This is a genomic window from Neohoeflea coraliihabitans, assembly GCF_019334345.1.
Taxonomy (GTDB): domain Bacteria; phylum Pseudomonadota; class Alphaproteobacteria; order Rhizobiales; family Rhizobiaceae; genus Pseudohoeflea; species Pseudohoeflea coraliihabitans.
Genome location: NZ_JAHWQX010000003.1, coordinates 569,311 through 588,690, shown reverse-complemented (window position 1 = coordinate 588,690; position 19,380 = coordinate 569,311). Strand labels below are relative to the sequence as shown.

The 19,380-nt window shown below is 62.8% G+C and carries 9 protein-coding genes, 1 tRNA gene and 1 pseudogene; 10 read left to right on the top strand and 1 reads right to left on the bottom strand.

From position 1 onward, the window contains the following. Positions 1-18: 18 nt before the first annotated feature. The 8 genes and pseudogenes from KY465_RS13850 (at position 19) to KY465_RS13815 (ending at position 15,589) form a co-directional block, all read left to right on the top strand. Positions 19-108, top strand: a tRNA-Ser gene (locus tag KY465_RS13850). A 347-nt stretch (positions 109-455) separates the two neighbouring features. Further along, positions 456-1,615 (top strand): annotated as a pseudogene (locus tag KY465_RS13845) (zinc-binding dehydrogenase). Between the two features lie 243 nt (positions 1,616-1,858). Beyond that, complete coding sequence (locus KY465_RS13840; RefSeq protein WP_219202328.1) at positions 1,859-3,205, top strand: PAS domain S-box protein; 1,347 nt, start codon at positions 1,859-1,861, stop codon at positions 3,203-3,205. A 482-nt stretch (positions 3,206-3,687) separates the two neighbouring features. After that, positions 3,688-5,301 carry an alkaline phosphatase family protein gene (locus tag KY465_RS13835; RefSeq protein ID WP_219202326.1) on the top strand — a complete coding sequence of 538 codons (1,614 nt, stop codon included), beginning with the start codon at positions 3,688-3,690 and terminating at the stop codon, positions 5,299-5,301. Between the two features lie 67 nt (positions 5,302-5,368). Further along, a complete protein-coding gene (locus tag KY465_RS13830) occupies positions 5,369-6,109 on the top strand; it encodes a glycosyltransferase family 25 protein (RefSeq protein WP_219202324.1) in 741 nt (246 codons plus the stop codon). Positions 6,110-6,234: 125 nt separating this feature from the next. Next, positions 6,235-7,095: a glycosyltransferase family 25 protein gene (locus tag KY465_RS13825; protein ID WP_219202322.1), complete on the top strand. Its 861-nt coding sequence runs from the start codon at positions 6,235-6,237 to the stop codon at positions 7,093-7,095. A 703-nt stretch (positions 7,096-7,798) separates the two neighbouring features. Then, positions 7,799-15,043: an autotransporter outer membrane beta-barrel domain-containing protein gene (locus KY465_RS13820; protein WP_219202320.1), complete on the top strand. Its 7,245-nt coding sequence runs from the start codon at positions 7,799-7,801 to the stop codon at positions 15,041-15,043. Positions 15,044-15,079: 36 nt separating this feature from the next. Next, positions 15,080-15,589 carry an invasion associated locus B family protein gene (locus KY465_RS13815; RefSeq protein ID WP_219202318.1) on the top strand — a complete coding sequence of 170 codons (510 nt, stop codon included), beginning with the start codon at positions 15,080-15,082 and terminating at the stop codon, positions 15,587-15,589. Between the two features lie 133 nt (positions 15,590-15,722). On the opposite strand, the gene KY465_RS13810 is transcribed toward KY465_RS13815, so the two are convergent. After that, on the bottom strand, positions 15,723-16,043 hold the full coding sequence (locus KY465_RS13810) for a hypothetical protein (protein WP_219202317.1): 321 nt from the start codon (positions 16,041-16,043) through the stop codon (positions 15,723-15,725). Positions 16,044-16,327: 284 nt separating this feature from the next. Here KY465_RS13810 and KY465_RS13805 point away from each other — a divergent pair, with 284 nt between their 5' ends. Further along, positions 16,328-17,164, top strand: a complete 837-nt coding sequence (locus KY465_RS13805; protein WP_219202314.1) for a protein NO VEIN domain-containing protein — start codon at positions 16,328-16,330, stop codon at positions 17,162-17,164. A 225-nt stretch (positions 17,165-17,389) separates the two neighbouring features. Further along, positions 17,390-19,357: a S8 family peptidase gene (locus KY465_RS13800; RefSeq protein WP_219202312.1), complete on the top strand. Its 1,968-nt coding sequence runs from the start codon at positions 17,390-17,392 to the stop codon at positions 19,355-19,357. The last annotated feature ends 23 nt before the right edge of the window (positions 19,358-19,380 follow it).

The window sequence follows — 19,380 nt, the reverse complement described above, 5'->3', positions numbered from 1 at the left end:
ATCCGGGCCGCGGCACGCGGAGAGGTGGCCGAGCGGTTTAAGGCACCGGTCTTGAAAACCGGCGTGCGGGAGACCGTACCGTGGGTTCGAATCCCACCCTCTCCGCCATGCCTTTCAGTAAATTGCCGTTGCGATTTAACAGATCTCGTTTATCCCCTCGCCCTCCCCAACTTTCTCCCTCACCGGGAGCCGAGGAGAAATGCAGCAGGCCCGCTGGAACTAGTGGAACTCGAGGCCCACGCTGGGGGCGGCAGGTCTCCCGGCTGCGAGGCAGACATACTTCGACTGCCAACAGGTCGGCCACTTGTCTCGGATACCGGCTTGCGGTTTCCATGACAACGGGCCACGGGCCATAGGCCGCGGGCATCTCCCGGTCGATCCCGGGTCAGTGCATTGCCAATGAACCGATGGCTTGCAAGAAATTGCCCGTGCCTTTGAGAAGCGGAGTTGGGACGATGACGACGACACCCGAGCGGATGGCTGGTGTTCTTCTGACCGGACACGGCGGGATTGACCGGTTGGAGTACCTCACCGATCTGCCTGTACCAGGGCCCGGCCGGGGTGAGGTTCTGGTTCGGGTGACTGCGACCGCCAAGAACAACACCGATCGCAAGGTGCGCGAAGGACTCTATCCCACGGACCGCGACGAGGATGTAACCTCATTTCAGCTTGGCGACGCACCCACCTTGACATTTCCCAGAATACAGGGCGCCGATATCGTTGGCCGCGTCGCGGCCACTGGCCCCGGCGTGGATCCGGCACGGATCGGGGAACGTGGTCTGCTCGACTTCAATATCTATGCCGACGAGCGACCGGATCTGAACCTGACTCCGGACTACTTCGGGCATGGGCGCGATGGCGGTTTCGCCGAATACGTCGCCGTCCGTCCGAGCAATTCCACAGGGTTGCAAACCCCGAAATTGCCGATGCGAAACTTGCAACCCTCGGCATGTGCTCCTACCAGACGGCCTTCCGGATGCTTAACGCCGCCAATGTCGGCCCCGGCGAACATGTTCTGGTGACCGGCGCCAGTGGCGGGGTCGGTACGGCGCTTATCCAGCTCTGTCGATTGCTTGGCGCCGTGCCGCATGCGGTATCGAGCCCGGGCAAGATGGAGGCGCTCACCGCGCTTGGCGCAGAAACGGTTATTGACCGAACCGACGTCACGGACTGGCCCGCCGCTGTCGCCGAAGCCACCGGCGGAAGGGCCATAGATGCGGTGATGGATCTGGTGGGCGGTCCCCTCACCAATCCTCTTATCGACGTGATGACACAACGCATGTCAGCGCGGCGAAGTTATCCGCGTCTCTCCATCGCAGGCGCAAGTGCGGGGAATGTGACTAAGATCCTCTGGACGAAGATCTATCTCAATCAGGTGCAGATCTTCGGCGTCTCGCACGGCACGCGCGCCGAGGCGCAACGCCTCGTCGGTTGGATCCGTGATGGCGCGCTGCAGCCTGTTCTTCACCGGGCGTTCCGTCTCTCCGACATCCATAGAGCCGAGCGCTACTTCATGAACCGGGATCTGGACTTCGTCGGCAAGATCGTTCTCGTGCCCGATGCGCAATGGGAGCAGCATGGCGCCCGTTTCGCCGCTCCGGAAGCGTTGTCGTGAAAATCACCCGGATTACCGTCAGAGAGGCCGACCGCCTCCGCTATGCCGGAGTTGCCTGAGCTCGGAAAGCTGCCTTTAACATCTACTTGGGCCTGTCGGTCAGAAGATCCCTGACCCCCACCAAAGCCCCCTGCATTCTCATAGGGAACGGTTGGACCCTTGCGCAATTTCCTTCTACAGGTATTGAGCTGAAATAGGCTGGCGTTAGGATCGGGGGCTTACGAAAATTCAGGGGATAATGGCTTGACCCAAGCGTCGCCGCAACAGCGCGCCATTCTCGAAGCGGCGCTGGATAGCATCATCGCGGCCGATCACGAAGGCCGCGTGATCGAGTGGAATTCGGCTGCAGAGCGGACCTTTGGCTATTCTAAAGCGAAAGCATTGGGCCGGGATCTGGCGGAACTGATCATCCCTCCTGAACTGAGAGAAGCGCACCGAGCTGGTATGCGGCATTTTCTGGCGACCGGCGAAGGTCCGGTTCTCGGAAAACGCATTGAAGTGGAAGCGATCGATTTCGAAAACCGGCGTTTTCCTGTGGAGCTCGCGATCGAAACGATCAACGTGGCGGGCAACCCGCGCTTCGTCGCATACATCCGCGACCTGACTGAACGGAAGGCAGCTGAGGCGGCGCTGGTTGATAGCGAGCAGCGCCTTAGTGCTACTTATCAGCACGCATTTGTAGGGATATCGGAAGTTGATCTGACCGGGCGCTTCCTGAGGGTGAACAACGAGCTCTGCCGCATCACCGGGTACACATCCGAGGAACTTTTCTGCCGCACGTTTTTCGATATCACCCACCCGGATGACCGTGCTGCCGATCTCGCGAAGTTTCGGCAACAGGTGGACGGCAACCTGGGAAGCTACACGCTGGAAAAGCGCTATATTCGAAAGGACGGCGAAGAGATCTGTATCGAGCTGTCAGGATCCATGGTTCGCGATGCTGAGAACCGGCCTCTCTATGCCGTCCGTGTGGTCCGCGATATTACCGAACGGATAAGGGCGGAACGCCAGCAGGCGCTGCTCGTCAATGAACTCAATCATAGGGTGAAGAACACGCTCGGCATGGTGCAATCCATCGTCTCCCAGACGTTGCGAGCCTACCGTGACCCTGCACAAGCAAGTAAGGAAATCAGCCAGAGGCTGGCGGCGCTTTCACGTGCCCATGACGTGCTTACGCGTGCCCGTTGGGAAAGCGCAAGCTTGACTGAAGTCGTCGACGAGGCGCTAGAGCCCTATGCCGACTTCCGCGAGCGGTTCATTCTCTCGGGGCCGAGCGTTCTGATTCCGCCCCCTGTCTGCCTTTCCTTTGCGATGGCGATGCAAGAATTGGTGACAAATGCCATGAAATATGGAGCCCTCTCGGCTCCTGAAGGCAAAATCGCGATCACATGGAACCTGGAGGACAACAGGTCGCGCCTGCGCTTCGAGTGGCGGGAAGTGGGAGGCCCGCCGGTATCCCCGCCGACCCGACGGGGCTTTGGAACTCGCTTGCTGCAAGCTGGAATTGCCAGCGAAACTCAGGGATCCATTGCCCTCACATTCGCACCAGGCGGGTTGGAATATCAGTTCGAGGTGCCTCTCGACGCATGAGACGAAACCTTTCGGGCGTTTCTGGCTGACGCGGTCATGGAAGATTGCCCGGCCTCCACGGAAACGATTGCGGGCATTGATCGAGGCCTTGGGCTTGGGAAGAACGCGTTAGCATTGAAGTTCGGCTGGCTGTTCCTCTACAATCTCCGCATAGTGTGGCTACGCGTGGTCTCGTTAGCTCTGCTGGCAATCTTGACCGAAGTCGTCGCCCAGTCCGTGCCCCAATCATCCTCTCCGCCTGGATGGTCAAGTTGGGAGCCGACGCAGTCAACCAAGTCCTGAATATCCTCGCAACCTCGCAACCTCGATGCTGACGATGACAATATTTCACTGATAATCGCTAGTTCTGCGTTCTCCGCAGCCGCGGGCACGGCAATGCCGCGCAACTGGCTTTCATGATGTGCGCGCATGCTGTTTAATCAAACCAACTGGACGCTAATCGTGGCCGGTTCCGTGCTGCTCCAGCGGGTGAGAAAAAACGGATGAAGAATAAAGAAGACCGAATACTAGCCATCGGCTTGGATGCTTTCGATATAGGGCTTGCCGAGAGGCTGATTGGCGAAGCGCGTTTGCCAAATCTAAGCAAGCTCATCGAGCAATCCGCGTTCTTCCGTCTGCATCATGAGGAGCGAGCCAAATACACGGGGCTTGGGTGGGAGCACTTCAGCACCGGCAAAGGTCCCGACGCCCAGCAGCGCTGGTCCGCGATCTCCTTTGATCCCGCTAATTATTCGGTCCACCAGCCCCAGTCGCCAAACCCGCCTTTCATCGCAAATTCCGCTACGCCGACGGTCGTGTTCGATCTTCCTTATTTCGATCTTGAAGCGGTGCCGAATACTGGCGGCCTCACAAGCTGGGGCGCTCATGACCCGGGAACCGAAGCGTATGCACGCCCGACTGGCCTCCGGGAGGAGGTAGAGGCGCGTTTTGGCAAGTACCCTGCACCCGAATGGATCTATGGCTTTAGTTGGCCCTCCGTGCAAAAAACAGAAGCGGCAGGCAAGGCACTGCGTGATGCCGTAAATCTGCGAAGTGATATCACCCGCTGGCTACTCACGGAGAAGCTGCCCGACTGGAAGCTAGCAATCGCAGTGTTTTCCGAAACACATTCCGCCGTTGAGCAGTTCTGGCATGGCGTCGACCCTGGCCATCCTCTGAGTGGATTGCCATCCGCGGGTCCGGCACGTACCGCTCTCATGGATGTTTATGAAGCAATTGACGCATTCATCGGGACGATAAACGAGACATTCCCCGACACGACATTGATTGTGTTTTCCATGCATGGAATGGGCGCGAACACGTCCGATGTGCCTGCCATGTTCCTGCTGCCAGAATTGTTATACCGCCGTTCATTCCGCCGCGCTTATGCGAAGGACGAAAACTGGCCGTCCCATCTACCGGGTGGCATGCCGGTTTTCGGCATGGATGAGAGCTGGGACAAGGCGATGCGTAAAATCGTTCCCTGGCCGGGTGCAACGGGCTCAGTTGTCGCCAGGCTGCAACGGTTATTCGAGAAGAGTTCCCCGTCAGGCCGCCAGGCGGCCGGAAACATTGGATGGATGCCGGCGGCGCGTTATGCGCCCTTCTGGCCTTCGATGCGGGCATTCGCGTTGCCGGCATATTACGACGCATGGGTGCGCATTAACCTCTCCGGACGGGAACGAAACGGTCTCGTCTCGTCAGATGAATACGAGACGGAACGTAAGGATATCCGTGATACTCTGCTCCAATGCCGCGACCCGCTCAGCGGCAGCGATGCTATCGAGAAGGTCGTATTTTCTGATAAGGAACCATATCAGATAGGTCCAACCGAGGCCGATATTTACGTCACCTTCGCGCCCAACGTTACGGGATTGACGCATCCCGAACTGGGTACGATTGGACCTGTTCCATTTCGCAGGACCGGCGGCCATACAGGCGATTGGGGTGTTCTCTTGGCTAAGGGCGCTGACATCCGGCCTGGTGACCGCGGTCAAGCGAATTCATTCGATGTCGCACCGACAATCCTGAATTTGCTCGGCGAAGCCGTAAGCCCGGATCTGAGCGGAGAGTCGTTGATATCGCGCATTCATCAAACCGCACCTGCAGGGCCTTGACCTCAACCTGCCACGACTACACCGGTCCAGTATTGGAAGATACTCGTCCAGTCTCTCGAGGCAAAAGATGACTTGGCGTATATTTGTCCTATCGTTGGATGATGCAAAGGCGCGCCGGAACGCGATCGCCTCTCAGCTCGGATTGCTCAATCTCGACTTTGAGATCGTTTCGGCCATTGACGGACGGAATGGGCTTCCTGAACAATATGAAGCACTGGTCGATCGCGATATGACACGCGTAAATCTCGGCCGCGATATGGCGGGAGCTGAATATGCCTGCGCAATTTCACATCACCAATTGTACAAGCGCATAGAAAATGAAGGGCTTCCCGGGGCTATCATCTTGGAGGACGATGCGATTCTGTCCCCCCTCTTCGCCGAGTTTTTGACCCAAGGCGCGTACGCAATGGCTGATCTGATCGTTCTCGACCACTGGTTCTGCAGGATTTGGCGGTTTTCGCAAAAGCGACTGACAGAGAATATTTGCGCGGGTAGGCTTTCCCTCGTGCCTTGTCTGACCACCGGCTATTCTATCTCAGCATCTGGTGCCAGGTACCTGATCAAGCATTCGTTGCCGATCAGCCGCCCCGCCGATTGGCCGTGTGACATTACCAAACTCAACGCCCGCGCGACAATTCCACGGATCGTGGACCACCCCCCTCACACCCCCGAAACATCTTCGACGGAAAACCATCGCCGAGCGGTCGTTTTGCAGGGCCTGAACACCGTTGGCGACATCACCGAAAGAAAAAAGGAAGGCCGTTTTAGACGATGGCTCATCAAGCGCGCATCCAAGAAATTGTCATAGGAGCATCTTGCAGCGATTGTGCAATGCTGCTTTTTCGCGTGCGCGCGTGCCACAAACAATCAGGGTAACTGGCGGTAGCCGCTCGGATCATCGCTTGAGGACCTGGTGTCCGATGATGATTTCGAATGCCATTACTCACCGAGCTAACCGTTTCCGGGGACAAATCGATGGAGAACAGGAACTGTCGCGGGGTAGCGGAAGTCATTGACTGCAATTCGATGCCACTCGTCATGCAGGTCATTACGTGCCGCAAGTCGCCGGAAAGAAGAAGATTGTCGGCTACCGCGCAGCTCGAGACGCTGGGCCTCGAAATGGTTACGGAGGTTGTCGATGGCTTGGTTGACGACGATCCGGTCATTGATCAGCTTTATGACGAAGTCGCCAACCGCTGGCGCGCGAAGCGCCCACTTTCACGCAGTGAGATCAGCGCCTATGGCAGCCACAGGCTTGCCTGGCAGCGCCTGCTTGCAAATGGACATGGCGCGGCGTTCGTGGTCGAGGACGATTTCGGCCTGAAGGATCCAGAAAAGGTCACTGCCGCCCTAAGCAATTGGCAGGCACTACTTGGCGAAGGCCGAGATATCGTCAAATTATTCGATTACGAGAAACGAACGAAAAACCGCGTGGCAGCTAATCGTCGTGTTGGTGAACTTGAGCTGGTAAAATGGCGTTCGCCGACTGCCGGCATGGTAGCCTACATGGTTTCACGACAGGGTGCCGAGAAGCTGCTGGCACGCTCAAAGGTATTTCGCCAGATCGACGAGGACATTAAGTATTTTTGGGAACTCGGGCTCAATGTGTGGTCGTTGCCGGGAAATCCGGTGATAGAAATTAGCGATCAACTGGGCGGCAGCCTGATCGAAAGCGACCGCAAACGGTTGAAGAACCGTCGGCTTACACGCAGCATCTGGGGCAATCTCCTAACCCTCGACCGGAAAGTAAGGACCCGGTGGCATTTAGCGCGGGAACGGAAGGCGCATCGATGAAGCAACCTTCCGAGGGTGGAATCCGACAAAAACTGACCGCCGGAGACTGACCGGGTGACCCCTCGAAAAACGGAAGGCTCGGCTTGAGCCGCTACCTGAATGGCAATCCGCTAGGTGGCAGCGAGAACTCGGTCCATGCCCTCCCCGCTCTTTTGCGAAGCAAAATTGTACGGCAAACGAAGTCATCGTCGAGCTTGCGGGACCGCGCCTCGGTGACCTCAGCGAAAACATCAGCGCACTCCACCTCGCACGTATTGCGTCCTCTCAGTCTGGCATTCTTTGCACCGCGGTTCATTGCAAGGTCCTCTCGGTTTCTTCGGCCATTTTCGAGCGCCTTCCCGGCTTCACGGAGCCAGCCTTCGGGCGACCTTTCGGCTTGCGAAGCCGACGGCACCAACCCTCAGATAAAACACTTGAACTGTTGAGAGGTCTTGCCTCGCGCAAACAATGAGCGCAGCGGCCGGCAGCCCTTTCTCGACCCTTGGCAAAAATTCCGCATTTCCCGAGGCGAGTCCCTGCTGCTTTTTCGCGAAAGTCACTGGGGCGATTCATCCCCAATCTGGTGCAAGCCAAAGCTCCACCCCATCCTGCAGGGACGGAGGGCGATGGAAAATTGTCATTGAGCGCAAGATATATACATGTATGATTAACCATTAATGTAAGTCATCGACGAGGGGGGCCGTGGTGAGCTTGGGGGGACGACGTGCCGCATCCGAAGGGTTTAACCAACGCCGTCATTGACGCGGGCGAAGAAGTCCTTGACGCGGGTGAAGAAGTCATTGACGCGGGGGAAGAAGTCATTGACGCGGGGGAACGGCTCATTGACGCGAGTGGCCGGACAATCCCGTTCCACAAACGGCTTGCCCCCTCTTGCCGGTATTTCAAGCGCGCCTTCGCGGCGCTCGTCGCCACCCTCCTCTACCTCTTGCCATTCCAGGATGTTCCGGCAGCTCGGGCCGCCAATTCGGGCTGCAGCGTCAGCGGTTCGGTCGCCAACTGCCCCGATGTGCCTGCGGACGGTATCCGCTACGGGTCCGGGGTCAAGACCATCAACATCACCGATTTTGCCGGCGATTCGACCAATGTGCAGTGGGGTGTCATCGGCATCCATCTGTATGAAAACGGCGCCAACGGCTCATCGGCGACCAGCACCAGCTTCACCAACCAGGTCCATCTCGACCTTGTTCCCGACGACGACAACACGCCCGATACCTGGGTGGTGGCAAACAGCGCCGGTCAGCCTGTGCTGTCGGGTGGGTATCACATCATCGTCACCGGGACCAATTCGTTCTCCATCAACGGCACGCCCTACAACGGCACGCAACTGGCGCAGCACCTCGCCTCCACTTCGTCGAGTTCGGGCGGCACCGTTTCCGGCAGCCTGACGGTCAACAACCCCTCCCCCTTCCCCGGCTCCACCGGCGCAATCACCACAATCGACGCCGTGGGCATTCTCGTCAGGTCGAACGGCGGCAACGGAGGCAGCGGCGGTTGCTCGTCCGTGCTGGTGTATACCTGGTGCGACGATGGTGACAGGGGCGGACATGCGGGCTCGGTGGTGGTCAACTCCAACGGCGCCATCACGGTCAATTCCCAGAGCCGGTACGGTGTCGCAGCCATCAGTAAGGGCGGGCGCGGCGGCAATGGCGGCGGCTCCTTCGGCGTTTTTGCCTCCGATGCGGGCGCTGGCGGCAATGGCGGCCGTGGCGGACAGGTCCAGGTCATTCTCGGAACGCAGTCGGATATCAGGACTTCGGGAAAATATGGCCACGGGGTCTATGCCATCAGCCATGGCGGGATCGGTGGCGGCGGCGGTGAGCCCTATGGCGCCTATGCCGGTGGCGACGAAGGTGGGCGCGGCGGCAATGGCGGCAATGTGCGGGTCGAGAACCATGGGTCGATCAGCACCACCGGCCAGGCCGCCTATGGCGTCAACGCCTCCAGCGTCGGCGGTGCTGCCGGCGACGGCAGTGATGCCTTCGGCATCGGCGCGGATGGCGGCGAAGGTGGTGGCGCTTCGCTCGGCGGAACCGTCACGGTCGTCAATTCCGGAAGCGTGACAACCACCAATTCCGGATCGACCGGCATCTTCGTCCAGTCGGTCGGCGGCGGCGGGGGCGACGGCGGCAGCAGCGGCGGCGTGTTCGCAGTCGGCGGCAATGGTGCATCAGGCGGCAATGGCGGTGTCGTGACGGTGTTCAACAGCGGCTCGGTCTCCACCGGTGGCGCGGTCGGCGGCGCTGGCGACGACGCTGTCGGGGTCTTCCTGCAGAGTGTGGGCGGCGGCGGCGGCAATGGCGGCGGCGCAACGGCAGTCGGCGCCGGTGTCTCGCTGGCCATCGGCGGCAATGGCGCCATAGGTGGCGCAGGCTCCACCGTCACCTATAATCCGCTTGATGGCGCACCCGACGCCAATGGTCTTGACGCCGCGACGATCAGCACGACCGGCGACCGGTCGCACGGCATCCAGGCGCAGTCGGTCGGTGGCGGCGGCGGCAATGGCGGCTATGCCTATTCCGGCACCGCGCCGGTGGGCGGGATCTCGGCCAGCATCGCGCTCGGCGGCAAGGGCGGACCCGGCGGCGCCAGCGGTGCGGTCACCGTCAATGAGAAGGGCGTCATCACCACGGCCGGCGATCAGTCGATCGGGCTTTTTGCCCAGTCGGTTGGCGGGGGCGGCGGCAATGGTGGCGGCAGCGTCGGCGTGGCGGCCGGCGGCGGCTACAACCTGTCCCTGGCAATCGGCGGCAAGGGCGGCGCGGGCGGCGCCAGCAACACGGTCAATGTCGATTCGGTCGGCCGCATTGCAACCCAGGGCAAGCTCTCGCACGGCATCATGGCGCAAAGTGTTGGCGGTGGCGGCGGCAATGGCGGGTTCAGCGTCGCTGCGTCGCTCGGCGGCTTTTCCGGCTCGGTGGCACTCGGCGGGGCGGCCGGGGTGGGCGGCGCCGGCAAGTCGGTCACGGTCAATGCGGCAGCCGGTGACGTCACCGATGCCGGGATCAGCACCGAAGGTCAGGGTGCGATCGGGATCTTCGCTCAGTCGGTCGGCGGCGGCGGCGGCAACGGCGGCGTGGCCGGAACGGTTTCGGCCGGCAGCGGTGCCGTCGGTGTGTCGCTCGGCGGAGCCGGCGGTGGCGGGGCGACTGGGGGTACGGTCGGTGTCACCAATCGCAACACGATCACGACGCGCGGCGATACAGCCTCGGGCATCTTTGCGCAAAGCGTCGGTGGCGGCGGCGGCAATGGCGGCGCCGCGCTCTCCGGTACCGGCGGTGTCGTCGGCATCTCGGTGGCGGTCGGCGGTTCCGGCGGTGGCGGCAGCAATGGCGGCGTGGTCACGGTCGACAATTTCGGCGCGATCACCACCGGCTACCAGACGGTCACCCAGGTTGGCGGCGAGGATGTCACCGAGCATTTCGGCAGCCGGGCCTACGGGATCTTCGCTCAGTCGGTCGGCGGCGGTGGCGGCAATGGCGGCTTCGCGATCGCTGGCGCGGTCGGCGTTTCCATTCCCGATGTGCCCGCCGGAGCCTTCGCGATTTCGGTTGGCGGCGCCGGCGGCGGCGCCAGCAACGGCAACACCGTCACCGTCAACAATCATGGCGACATTGAAACCTTCGGCCTCGGATCACACGCCATCTTTGCCCAGTCGGTCGGCGGCGGCGGCGGCAATGGCGGCTTTGCCGGCAGCGTGGCGATGACGGTGGGCAGTGGTGCGGCGGTCGGCATCGGCGTCGGTGGCCGCGGCAGTGGCGGCGGCAATGGCGGCGTGGTCACCGTGAATGCCGATGATGCGCTGAAATCGATCATCACCCATGCTGACGGCGCCAATGGCATCCATGCCCAGTCGGTCGGCGGTGGCGGCGGCGACGGCGGTTTCGCCATGTCCGGCGCGTTCGGCTTCAGCGCCGAGAAATCGGTCAATGTCGCGGTGGCGATCGGCGGCGCCGGGGGCGCCGGTGGCACCGGCAACGAGGTCAATGTCACGACACGCCAGGCGATCACCACCTACGGACACACGGCCCACGGGGTCATGGCCCAGTCGGTCGGCGGTGGCGGCGGCAATGGCGGCATGGCGGTCTCGGGGACGCTGGCCTTCTCGGAATCGGCCGGTCAAGTCGGCGTCTCGGTCGGCGGAGCTGGCGGTAGCGGCAGCATCGCGAACACCGTCCGGGTCGACAATTTCGGTGCGATCACCACCTGGGGCTCGGATTCCATCGGCATTCTCGGGCAGAGCATCGGCGGTTCCGGTGGCAATGGCGGTCTTTCGATCGCCGCGCAGATGACCGGAACATCAAAACTCGGCGCCACCATTGGCGTGGCGATCGGTGGCGGCGCCGGCAACGGAAATTACGGCGGCGAGGTCCACGTCTCGAACCGGGCGCTGTCTTCAATTCTCACCAACGGCATGGGCTCGCACGGCATCAAGGCCCAGAGCATCGGTGGCGGTGGCGGCAATGGCGGCATGGCGGTCACGGCGCAGCTCGGGGTCTCCAGCGGCAGCGCCGACCAGGCCTCGAAAACCCTCAATGTCGGCGCCAGCGTCGGCGGCAGCGGCGGTACCGGCGGCTACGGCAATCTGGTTCACGTCATCAACAACGGAACGGTGACAGTGAAGGGACTGGCCGCCACCGGCATATTCGCCCAGTCGGTCGGCGGCGGCGGCGGTGATGGTGGCGGTGCGGTCAGCGCCATCGGCATGCTCACCGATTCCACCAATGCCTCCTCGCGCTCGCTCGTCGCCACCGTGGCGATCGGCGGCAGCGGCGGCAGCGGCAATCACGGCGGCGCGGTGACGGTCGACAACAATGGCGCGATCGTGACCGAAGGCGCCAGCGGCTACGGCGTCTACGCCCAGAGCGTCGGCGGCGGCGGCGGCATTGGCGGCCGCGCCAATACCATGCAGATGGTCCTGTCAAAACCGCTGGTGGATGGCGAGGACAAGACCACCAACAAGAACAATATGAGCCTGTCTGTCAGCGTCGGCGGCGATGGCGGCTCCGGCAGCGACGGCGGTGATGTCACGATCAACAACCACGGCACCATTGAAACGCACGGCGAACTGGCCGACGGCATCAATGCGCAGAGCATCGGCGCCGGCGGCGGCCACGGCGGCAACGGGGCCATGGGCCCGGCCGGGCTGTTCCCCCTGCCCGGTGGCACCCTGGTGGTTCAGAAAGTGCTCGAGAAGGGGTTCGGACTGGAATCATCCGTACCGATCTACAAAAATGTTCAGATCGCTGTCGGAGGATCGAGCGGAGCAACCGGCGATGGCGGCATTGTCGAGGTCAACAACGACAAGAACATCACCACGCACGGGTCCAATTCGAACGCCATCTTTGCCCAGTCGGTTGGCGGCGGTGGCGGTGTCGGCGGCAAGGCCATCGTCGGCGCCACCGGACTGCTGGGCCTCGGCGGCGAAGGCAGCGGCGGCGGTGACGGCAAGCGGGTCACGGTCAACCAGAGCGGCGGCGCGACCATCGAAACCTTCGGGGTCTCATCCTACGGCATCTCGGCCCAATCGGTCGGCGGCGGTGGCGGCATTGCCGGCAATGTCGATCGGATGTTCGCCAGCGAAATGAAGGTCGGACCTCTCGATCTGCCGAGCCTGAATGCCGGCGTCGGTCTCGCTTTCGGACGTGGTGCGGGCGGTGGCGGCGATGGCGGACAGGTCGATGTCGACGTTGACGGAATCATCAAGACCCACGGCAACAGCGCTGCTGCGATCTTCGCGCAGAGCGTCGGTGGCGGCGGCGGCATGCTGGGCGAACTGGGCAACGAGATCGGCGGCGTCAGCATTCTGAGCTTTCAGATCGGCAGCAAGGGCGATGTCGGCAATGCCGGCCAGGTGGATGTGGACCTGACGGGAACCATCATGACGGCTGGAAACAGTGCCACCGGCATTTTTGCCCAGAGCGCAGCGGGCGCGGCAGGCGGCGGCCATGCGGGCACCGCCGGCAATGTCAACATTGCCATCGACGGGTCCGTGCTGACCGGGCAGTTGCTCGTTCCTGACGAGGACGGCACGACGGATGCGCCGCTGCGCGGTCTCGGCTCGGCGGCGATCTTCGCGCAAAGTGTGGCCGGCTCCAACACGGGCAACGGCAATGTCACCGTCACCATTTCGGGATCGGAATCGATGATCATGGGGGGACGCAGCCAGCGGCTCAACTCCACCGACGGCTATGTCGGGGTGGGTGTCTGGGTCATGGACGGCAAGACCAACACGATCACCAATCACGGTACGATCTCGACCATCGATGGTGTGGATAATGGCTACGCGATTCTGGCCCAGGGCAGCGATGCGACCCACACCGGTGGTGACGAAAACGTGCAGAATTTCGGCACGGTGACCGGCTCGTTCGATCTTGGTGCCGGCAGCAACAGCTTTGTCAACAATGTCGGCGGTGTATTCAATGCCGGACGCTTTGCAAGTGTCGGGGGTGGAAACACGCTCAGCAATGCCGGCCTGCTCAACCCCGGCGGATCCCGCCGCGTGATGACCAGCACGGTCACCGGTGGCTTCACCCAGACGGCCACCGGCACCTACGGCGTCGATATGGATCTCGCGCTGACCACGCTGACACCGGCCGTGCCCTACGCCCCCAATGAGGCTGATGCTCTGCTCGGGGATTCGCTGATGACCTTCGATGGCGGCGTCGACCTGACGCTGCTCAACATCGGCAATGCCCTGCCCGGCGAGCACAAGGCCTTGCTGGCGCGCTCATCGACCAGCGTCAGTGCCGGCGGGCTGACGTTGACGGCGCCGGCCAGCGCCGTGGCCACTTACGCACTCGACACCAGCGTGGCGACGGATCTGTCGCTGGACTATGCCATCGACTTCTCGCCGGACGGCATGAACGCAAATCAGAGCGCGATCGGCGAATACATCAACCAGGTCCAGCTCGCAGGCGGCGCGGTGACCCTGGAGCCGGTCGTCGAAGCGCTGTTCAACCTGCCAGACCTCGAGACCTACTCGACCACGCTCAACCAGTTGACGCCCGAACCCTATGCCGTCAATCAGATCGCAGCGATCACCGGATCCATGCAGTTCCAGGATTCGCTGATGAGCTGCCGCGTCTACGGCGGCACCGACCGCTTCAACGCCGAGGGTGAATGCGCATGGGCCTCGGGCTTCGGGGGAAAGGCCGAGCGTGACGCCACCGCCGGAAACCTCGCCTATGAGAGCAGTTGGGCGAGCCTTTCCATGGGCGCCCAGACGGCGCTCAACGAAACCTTCCGGGTCGGTCTCGGCTTGTCCTATGCCAGTTCCCATTTCGATGTCGGCGAGAATGCCGGCGGCAGCGGTGAGCATTGGCAGCTCGGCGGTGTCATCAAGGCGGTGCGCGATGGCACCACCGTGGCAGCGTCGCTGACTGCGGGAACAAGCCGCTTCGCAATGGGTCGCCTCGTCGCCCTGCCCGCCGGACCGAGCTACGCGCTCAGTGGCGAACAGCAGGTGGATTACGTTGCCGGCCATGCCCGCATCTCCCACACGATCGCCAGCGGCAACAGCTATATCCGGCCCTATGGCGACATCGGTCTGACCCACGTCCGCAGCCACGGCTTTTCGGAAACCGGCGGCCCGATCGCGCTTGATGTCAATGGCGGCCATGACACCTTCGCCACCGTCGAGGCGGCCGTCGAGGTCGGGACCGAGGTCCAGGCTTCCGGGCAGATGGTCATCCGGCCCTTCGCCTCCGTCGGCGTCCTTGCCTTTCCGGCGGGAACCGCGCCCCGCGTCTCCGCCACGTTCCGCGACGCCCCCGCAGCAGCGGCTCCCTTTACCACCGAAGGCGAGATCGACTCGGTGTTCGCCGACGCACGGCTCGGCATGGACCTTGTGGCCGACAGCGGCGTCTCGCTGCGGGCCGTCGGCGAGTTCCAACTTGGCGAAAACACCCGGAGCTATGGTGGCAACTTCAAACTTGGGCTGCCATTCTGACGGCAGGCTGCACTCCTCTTGAAAGCGACCCTCCCCATGCGATACTTCCTGGCCCGTTCCTGCGCGCGACCGATCGCCCTTCTCCTGTTTCTCACCGCCGCACCGGTGGCCGCCCAGCAATCCGAGACGCAACCGGCCCCGGGCTGGGCCGTCCAGTGCAGCAGCCCTTCGCGTGCGAAGGAGCCGCAATGCGCGATGGAACAGAAGATCGTGCTGGAAGGAAGCGGGCAGTTCCTGGCGCGCATGGTGATCACCCAGCACGGCGCGGGACAGAACCCGGTGATGCTGCTGCACGTTCCCCTGGGGATGTCGATCCCGGCGGGCCTGACCTTGCGGGTCGATGGAATGGATGAACCGGTTCAGCTCGAATATCAGACCTGTGATGCGGGTGGATGCTATGCCGGACAACCGGTGCCTGCCCCCTTGCTCGCCGCGCTGATCAAGGGGATGGAAGCCACTCTGAAATTCGAGAGTTCCGCGCGCCAGCCGATCGAATTGAAATTCTCCCTTTCGGGTTTCACGGAGGCCTATGAGGCCATTCGCTGATGCCAGCCGGCTTGCCATGCGGTCAAATCATGCCGGCGCAGCTGCAGCTGTCGCCTTGACGCTGCGGTTCCCTCGCAAGGCGCGTTAATCCGATCTCACGCCCCCAGGGCCGCACGCCCAAGGCCGCTCGCCCCTAGACCAGCAGTACCCACAATGCGGCGAGGACCAGCACGGCGGCAAGCACGATCAGCGCCGTGCCGAAGCGCGGGCCGTGTTTCGGCTCGGCGGATACTGCGGTCGCGCCCACACCAGCCGTCTCGCGACCGGTCTCCTGCTCCAGCCGATCGCGCGCCACCGCCGCCTGGTCGGTTCGCACGCCTCCGGCTTCCGCGTCGGCGCCAAGCGGGGCCGCCGCCGGATCGATCGCCGCCACCTTCTCGCCGGTCTGACCGGAATCGATGTCGCCGCGCAGTCGCTCCTCTTCCGAGGCCGTGTGCCCAGTATCCCTTGCCATGTCGAAAAATCCTCCGTGTCGCGATGCAGCTCAAACGCGCGGGCAACCCCTTCGGTTGCGGCGGACATGCCACCCGCCACCACACCCGGTATTCGCGCCGTCGACTGATCTGAGATGAGTGCAAATCGCGAAGTGGAATAAGGCCTCCATGGGCACCACCGCCACGTCGAGGAGCTTGCCCAGCTCGCCCGGGAGCACTCGGCCAAGGTTCCGAGCGAGCGCGACACGGCCTGTCACGCAACGTCTGTGATGACAAACGCGCCTTCCACCCCTAGCCTGGCGGCATGTCGAACGGGCCCTGGACCGATGAAGAAAATGACCTGATCGTCGCGGATTACTTCGCGATGCTTGCTGATGACATCGCCGGGCGCCGCTACAGCAAGGCCGAGCATCGACGGGCGATTCTACCGCTGTTGAACGGCCGGTCGGAGGGATCTGTCGAGTTCAAACACCAGAACATCAGCGCCGTTCTCAAGGGGCTCGGCGAGGCGTGGATTCCGGGCTACAAGCCCGCCTTCAATTTCCAGATGACGCTGGTGGATGCGGTGGCGCGATGGCTTTTTTTCAACCCCCTCTGGTTCGAACGCCATTCTGCCGAACTTGCGCCGCCTGGCTTGTCCGAGTCCGCACCGATTTGGGTCGGGCCACCGCCCACCCTGTTAAACAAGCCACCGCCGAAGGACCTGGAGCAGATGTTGCACATTGCCTCCAAGTACGATGTCGCTGCGAGAGACGAGCGCAACCGTATCCTCGGCCGAGCTGGAGAAGAGCGAGTCCTGACGCACGAACGTGCAGCGCTCAGATCAGCGGGTCGCGACGACCTGGCGCGAGAGGTGCGGTGGGTGTCCGAAGAGGATGGCGATGGGGCCGGCTACGACATCGCCAGCTTCGCACCGGACGGCCGTTCGCGGCTGATCGAGGTCAAGACGACAAACGGTTGGGAGCGCACTCCCTTCCACATCAGCCGCAACGAACTGGCCGTGGCCGAGGAGCGGCGCTCGGAATGGTGTCTATTTCGGCTCTGGAATTTCGCGCGTGAACCAAAGGCGTTCGAGCTGCACCCGCCGCTGGACGCGCATGTTTCGCTGACCGCGACGTCCTTTCAGGCCGCCTTTCATTAAGCCTCGTCTGTCCGCATCGTTGGGCGACGGGCGATCAATCGCCCGTGCAGGCTCATGGAGGCGGAGGAGCTGTTCTTGATTCGCATCCACTAAAATTGCTAGGATATTGTCGAGGGGCCGGATCGCGTTGCGTTGGAGATCACGGTGGGAATTCGAAGCTTGTTGATTGCCGGGCCGCTTGTGCTCGCCGCAGCTCCTGTCCTTGCACAGGACCCTCAGTCTCTCATGCCCGAAACCGGTACGCCCGCCCCGCAGGTGGCCAGCACCGGCGAATACACCGCAAACTGGGGCCTCGCGGCGATCGGCGCCGACAAGGCACTTGCAAGAGGTTACACCGGCGCCGGCGTACGGATCGGAGTCGTCGACAGTTCGATCCAGCTCTCCCATCCCGAATTCCTGGGACGAGCGGACAGCTTCCAGTTCGACGATATCGACGACGGTAATCACGGCACGCATGTGGGCGGCATCATCGGCGCGAATGCGGACGGCGTCGGCATGCAGGGTGTGGCGCCAGGAGCATTGCTGTCTTCCATCAGAATATTCGAATCCAGCGGCCCCTTCATAAGCAGCATGCAGGTCGCGGATGGCTATGACGCCGCCCTCGCCGACGGCATCCGGCTGTTCAACAATTCCTGGGGGATAAGATTGGATGTCACGTCCGTCGACGCGGCCACGGCGGAGAGCTATGTATCGACGACGATCTTGGATGCTTCCCGCCGCGCCGTTGCGGCGGACGCCATAATCGTACGCACCACAGGAAACGGAGCCTTCGATAATGCCGAACTCTTCGGCGGACTCCCCTACCATTTCCCGGAGCTGCAATCGAACTGGATCGCCGTCGCCAACGTCACGCCGACGCTCGAGCTGCGGGCGTCTTCGAGCGCCTGCGGAGTTGCGGCCGCGTGGTGCCTGGCAGCGCCGGGCACGGACATCTATTCGACCATCACGGCAAGCAGCTACGGCAACATGACCGGAACCTCGATGGCCGCGCCGCACGTGACCGGCGCCCTCGCCATTGCGCGTGAGATGTTTCCCGATGCGGCCGGTTCAGAGCTGGCGCAGCTGGTGTTCCAGACCGCGACCGACCTTGGCGCACCGGGGCTCGACCCCGTCTTCGGCTGGGGCCTGCTCAATCTCGGCAACATCGCCGAGACCAGGGACGCGCAGACCGCATCTGTCTTCGCCAGCGCCGCATGGTCGCGCTTCGCCGCGCTGCGCCACGTCGCCGCGGCAATCCCCAATGCGGGCCTGGGGCCGCCGCCGCTGCCTGGAACCGGCGGTCTTTCCACCGCCTACTGGCCGCTGGCGCGCTCCGACAATCCGCTCCTCGCCGGGCCTGCGCAACCAGGCCCGCAGCGGGGCCTGTGGGCCAGCGCCGCCTATGGCCGCGCCAACCTGTCAGCCGAAAGCGACCAACCCGGCGCCGACGCCGACACCGGTGCGGCCCTCCTCGGCATCGACCTCGTGGCATCCGACCGCGAGCGTCTCGGCATCGCCGCCGGCTATTCCCATACGCGGCTGACGAGCGATCCGCGCGGCGACAGCGCCGGGGCTGACGGCTACCACGTCCTGGTCTACGGAGAGTGGCAACGGCAGGGCTGGTTCGCGAGCGCGCTCGGGCAACTCGCCTATTTCGATCAGACTATCGAACGCACCAACATTTCCGGCGCCGGCGGAACCTCGGCCTGGCCTGTCGGCACCAGCAATCCCGCCGGCTGGGCGGGCGAGCTTGCCGGCCGCTTCGGCCACACGATTCACTCCAGCGGCTACGAGATCGCGCCCTATCTGGCGGCTGCCGTGCGCTGGCAGGAAACCGGGGATTTTTCGGAATCCGGAGCCGGGATCTTTGCCCTGGACCTGGCGCAGCAGAGCATCCAGCAGTTCGAGATCGGTCCCGGCATCCGTCTCCAGACGCCGACCACGATAATCGGCGACCACCTCGCCCGGGCCACGCTCGATGTCGGCTATGCCTGGCTCACCGGTGATCGGGATCACCCTGTCGCCGCCGGCCTGCTTGGCTCCGAATTCGAGGGCCGCACGGCGGAACTGGGCGAGCACATGCTGCGGATCGGCACTGATCTCGAAATCGCCGGCAGCGACACGGCCACCACGGCGGTGCTGTCCTATGATGGCCTGCTCCAGGAGAACGCGTCCTCGCACACGATTTCGCTTGGCTTCCGGCGGACGTTCTGAAGCCACGGAATGACATTCCGTGG